The sequence below is a fragment of the Acidovorax sp. KPB24-03 genome, assembly GCF_057546605.1.
Window position 1 is genome coordinate 1 of the sequence record NZ_BAAJYR010000428.1, and the last position, 2,942, is coordinate 2,942.

Annotated in this window: 3 protein-coding genes; 1 reads left to right on the forward strand and 2 read right to left on the reverse strand. The window is 69.0% G+C overall.

Going from position 1 to position 2,942, the window contains the following annotated elements; genetic code table 11:
- Positions 1–148: 148 nt before the first annotated feature.
- The gene (locus tag AC27KI_RS22005; RefSeq protein ID WP_487090037.1) at positions 149–745 is read right to left on the reverse strand and encodes a hypothetical protein; all 597 of its coding nucleotides are present in this window, start codon (positions 743–745) and stop codon (positions 149–151) included.
- A gap of 188 nt (positions 746–933) precedes the next feature.
- On the opposite strand from AC27KI_RS22005, the gene mpl reads away from it, so the two are divergent.
- Positions 934–2,343 (forward strand): UDP-N-acetylmuramate:L-alanyl-gamma-D-glutamyl-meso-diaminopimelate ligase, encoded by a 1,410-nt coding sequence (gene mpl / locus AC27KI_RS22010; protein WP_487115841.1) that lies wholly within the window; start codon positions 934–936, stop codon positions 2,341–2,343.
- A gap of 76 nt (positions 2,344–2,419) precedes the next feature.
- On the opposite strand, the gene AC27KI_RS22015 is transcribed toward mpl, so the two are convergent.
- Positions 2,420–2,731 (reverse strand): hypothetical protein, encoded by a 312-nt coding sequence (locus AC27KI_RS22015; protein ID WP_284393083.1) that lies wholly within the window; start codon positions 2,729–2,731, stop codon positions 2,420–2,422.
- Positions 2,732–2,942 lie beyond the last annotated feature (211 nt).

Sequence of the window (2,942 nt, forward strand, 5' to 3'; positions counted from 1 at the left end):
CCGCCCAGCCCGGCGGCGGCGGCCACGCCGGCATACGCCATCAGCCTGCGACGCGAAGCCTGGGGCGCAGCATCGGACCCGGCCGCGAGGGCCGGGCGGGGGTCGGGTGGGGACATAGGGGTGCCCGTATCGGAGGGCGGTGACACATTCATTCGGGAGGGCTTTCCAACAGCTTGCGCACGGCGCGAATGTCTCCGCGCGGTGCCCGGCCCCGCGCATCGGGGCGCAATGCGCCGCGCAGGTCATCCAGGTCATAGATCAAAAGGTGCACGCCGATCATCTCGCCCAGCACCGGCGAATGGCTGGAGAGGCTCAACGCCTCGACCGACTCGCCATGGAAGCCGGTGACGGTGCGCGGCTCGTAGTCCACATGGTGGTCGATCAGCGCGATCTCGGCGGATTTGCAGTCGTCGCAGAACAACTGCAGATAAATGTCGGACAGCCGGGTCGCCGTGCCATGCCACACCGCTCCGCCCAGGTGCGGGCGAAACGTCTCCATGCGCTCCATCCAGATCAGCGCCAGCTGCCGCAGCGCGAGCAATTCCTGGGGCTGGGTGTCGGCACAGAACAGGCCGATGTACTCACGCACGGCATCCTCGACCAGATCGTTGTCGGGCAGCGGTGTGCGGCTGGGCAGGCCCAGTTGGCGAACGGCCCGGCGTTTGGCCGGACCCCATTCCAGGCCTTCTTCGACGACCATGCGGGCCGCGGCGTTGGCGATCTCGGTGGCGAGGGCGTTTGGCATGGCGGCGATCGGGTGGGGGGAAGGGTCCATTGTGGCCTCAATGCAAGAAGGCGGCCCGGGAAAACGCCCGCATCCGGCAGGGGCATGGTGCACCCCACTGTGGATCTTGCTATTGAAAATGTAGCTATCGAGGCAAGAGGGATCTGCGCGGGCGGCCTTGCAGCCCTGGAACCTTAGAATCTGCGCCCATGCATATTCACATTCTGGGCATCTGCGGCACGTTCATGGGGGGCTTGGCGGCACTGGCGCGCGAAGCGGGCCACAAGGTCACCGGCTGCGACGCCGGCGTGTACCCCCCGATGAGCGACCAGCTGCGCGCCTTGGGGATCGAACTGATCGAAGGCTACGGCGCGGACCAGATGGCTCTGGAGCCCGATGCGTTCGTGATCGGCAACGTGGTCAGCCGGGCGCGCCTGCCCGACGGCACGCCGAAATTCCCCCTGATGGAGGCCATCCTCGACGCCGGCGCCGCCTACACCAGCGGGCCCCAGTGGCTTGCCGAGCACGTGCTGCAGGGCCGGCACGTGCTGGCCGTGGCGGGCACCCACGGCAAGACGACCACCACGTCGATGCTGGCCTGGGTTCTGGAATGCGCGGGCCTGCAGCCCGGCTTCCTGGTGGGCGGCGTGCCGCTGGATTTCGGCGTGTCGGCCCGGCTGGGCGCCGCGCGCCGTCCGGTGGCCGGCCCGGGCGTGGCGGGCGATGCGCCCGTGTTCGTGATCGAGGCGGACGAATACGACACCGCGTTCTTCGACAAGCGCAGCAAGTTCGTGCACTACCGCCCCCGCACCGCGGTGCTGAACAACCTGGAATTCGACCACGCGGACATCTTCGACGACCTGCCGGCCATCGAGCGGCAGTTCCACCACCTGGTGCGCACCGTGCCGCCCTCGGGCCGCGTGGTGGTCAACGGGCTGGAGGAAAGCCTGGCCCGCGTGCTGCATGCCGGCTGCTGGAGCGAGGTGGCGAGCTTCGGCGCGCTGGTGAGCGACTTCACGGCCCAGGGCGAGCCGCACGCCTTCGATGTGCTCCACCAGGGCCGGACCGTGGCCCGCGTGGAATGGGCGTTGACCGGCGTGCACAACCAGTTGAATGCGCTGGCCGCCATCGCCGCCGCCCACCACGTGGGCGTGGCGCCGGCAGAGGCCGGCCGTGCGCTGGCGCGGTTCCAGAACGTGAAGCGGCGCATGGAACTGCGCGGCACCGTGCGCGGCATTGCGGTGTACGACGACTTCGCCCACCACCCGACCGCCCTGCGCACCACGCTGGACGGGCTGCGCCGCAGCTTGGGCCCGGCGGCACGCATCCTCGCGGCGTTCGAGCCGCGCAGCAACACCATGAAGCTGGGCACCATGAAATCGCAGCTGCCCTGGGCGCTGGAGCCGGCCGACCTGGCGTTCTGCCACACCGCCGACCTGGACTGGGACGCGGCCCAGGTGCTCGCGCCGCTGGGCGACAAGGCCCGGACGGCGGCGGACATCGGCACGCTGATCGGACAGATCACCCAGGCGGCCCGGCCGGGCGATCACATCGTGTGCATGAGCAATGGCAGCTTCGGCGGCATCCATGGCAAGCTCATCGATTCGCTATCGAAATAATAGCGATATGCCCTAGAAGAATATGCGCTGGAGGCCGATTCGACCGATGGCGCAGAAGGCGACCCTCCGCCCCTCTTCAATACGTCACGGCCATGGCCGGGACATCCACCCGCACGATCGGTCGGGCCAGTGCGGCGCTGGCGGCTTCGGCGAACTGCCGGCCCCATTGCGCGTCGGCCAGCAGCGGGGCCCCGGCAGCCTGTGCCACCGTGAGCACCTTGTCGGCCAGCAGCACCTTGCCGCTGGCCCGCAGGGGCTCGCACTCCAGGCTGATGAACGCCTCGTCCAGCCAGCGGCGGGCGTCTTCATTGCTCAAAGGCTGCGAGCCTTCCAGGTCGAAACGGAATTCCTGGCCCGGCGCCAGGGTGATCGAGACTTCTCTGCGCATGGATTGTTTTCCTGGTTGAGGTGGGGCCAAGGGCGGCCACGCAAGCCGATGCCCGCGGCGGGCCATCGAGCTTACATCGCACGCCGCTGCCCCGGCCCCTGGTTTTTCAGCGGGCGCGGCGGGCGGCCACGGCTGCCGACAGGTCGGCCAGCGCCGACAGCGAATCGTCCCAGCCCAGGCAGGCGTCGGTGATGCTCTTGCCGTACTCCAG

Coding starts and splice junctions, on each gene's coding strand:
- AC27KI_RS22015 (WP_284393083.1), bottom strand. CDS start 2,731: ATGCGCAGAGAAGTCTCGATCACCCTGGCGCCGGGCCAGGAATTCCGT.
- mpl (WP_487115841.1), top strand. CDS start 934: ATGCATATTCACATTCTGGGCATCTGCGGCACGTTCATGGGGGGCTTG.
- AC27KI_RS22005 (WP_487090037.1), bottom strand. CDS start 745: ATGCCAAACGCCCTCGCCACCGAGATCGCCAACGCCGCGGCCCGCATG.